Below are 1537 nucleotides of genomic sequence, written 5' to 3'. Positions count from 1 at the left end.
TATCAGTTGCGCGGGTCTCTCATATTCTCGCGGGCAAAGCCCACGCTACGGATGCCGCTTGCAGACACCCGCAAGTCGTCTGAAAAAACAGTTCCTACATACCTGCCAACCGTGCCGTCATTCCCGCGCAGGCGGGAATCCAGACCTCTGATTTTCAGAAATATTCAACGATTACCGCAGTATGGGCTTTGCCTACGGATGCGGTTTGCGGAGACATTGGTCTCGGCAGGGCGTTTATGTTTTACCGGCGAAACCAGTCATATTTTCAGACGACGGTTTTATTCAAATGAAACGTTCAAAAATAAACCAAATATCTATAATTCCATTTTAAAAATGACCGTTTATCCAAATTAAAATCCGCTTATCAAATTCTTGTAAAAAATTAACATAAAATCATCATATTAAAAATATATAAAACTTCAAAATACCGTTTGTCTAAAAGCTATACCGTTTATCAAATCCATTTCAATATTATTAAAATAGGTATGAAAGTGACGAAATGCGTCATATGACATAAAACGTTTCCCTTTTTTTCTCAAAAATGACAAAACACGTCATATCCCCCAAAAAATTCTACGTCATAAAAAAACCCGAATCTGCCCGAAAACATCCTTAAAACAAATTTAAACCTATTAAAAACATAAAATTACAAAATATTTTCATAAAAAATCCAAAAAAATCCAGACTTGGCACATCCCCTGCTTGATACATTACGTCCGGCAAGGGAAACGAAGTAACGAAGCCCGAATCGGGAAGCTGTATATTCCTTCTACTTGATGGTTTTACTCATAAAACAAGAGAGCCAAACACATTACGGTTTTTTAACAACAAACATTTTTATTCACAACACTTTTTAAACTGGAGTTTATTAAATGAAAGCAATCCAAAAAGGTTTCACCCTGATCGAATTGATGATCGTCGTAGCAATTATCGGTATCCTGGCCGCTATCGCCCTGCCTGCTTACCAAGACTACACCGCACGCGCCAAAGTATCTGAAGTTGTATTGGCTGCTTCCCAATGCCGTACCGCAATTACCGAAGCTTCTCAAACCGGTTTGGCTACAGAGCCTGCTGCAAATGGTTTCGGCTGTGGTGAAGAAGGTACAACTAATGCAACTTCTACTCAGTATGTTAAAGGTATTACCACAGATGAGAATGGTGTTATTACCGTGGAAGCCCGTAACATTGCTCAATTGGGTACTAATGTTAAATTGGCATTTACTCCTTATGCTGATGATAAATACCAAACCCCGATGGCAAAAGAGAACTTTACAAGTAAAGGTTTGTTGAATGGTGGTATCAAAGGTTGGAAATGTGCCGCTGCTGGTACAAATGGTATCCAAGCCAAATACCTGCCTGCTTCTTGCCGCTAATTCGGGCTTGAATAGCAAACCCCGCCTTCGGGCGGGGTTTTGACGTAGGTCGGATACTCGTATCCGACAAAAAGGCCTCGGGAATGATTGAAATGTCGGATTCGAGAATCCGACCTACATAAATTGTTCGGTTTCGACGTAGGTCGGATACTTGTATCCGACAA

The 1537-nt window shown here is 40.6% G+C and carries 2 protein-coding genes; both read left to right on the top strand.

The features are described from left to right. Positions 1–354: hypothetical protein (locus NSCA4_RS15850; RefSeq protein ID WP_218015751.1), on the top strand; the 354-nt coding region annotated here is incomplete at its 5' end. A 518-nt stretch (positions 355–872) separates the two neighbouring features. Continuing rightward, positions 873–1373: a pilin gene (locus tag NSCA4_RS0112135; RefSeq protein WP_016688359.1), complete on the top strand. Its 501-nt coding sequence runs from the start codon at positions 873–875 to the stop codon at positions 1371–1373. Positions 1374–1537: the final 164 nt, after the last annotated feature.

Source organism: Neisseria sicca 4320 (assembly GCF_000193735.1).
In the GTDB taxonomy this organism is placed as follows: Bacteria; Pseudomonadota; Gammaproteobacteria; order Burkholderiales; family Neisseriaceae; genus Neisseria; species Neisseria sicca_E.
The sequence above is the reverse complement of the archived record's forward strand: the minus strand, read 5'-3'. Positions and strand labels throughout refer to the sequence as shown.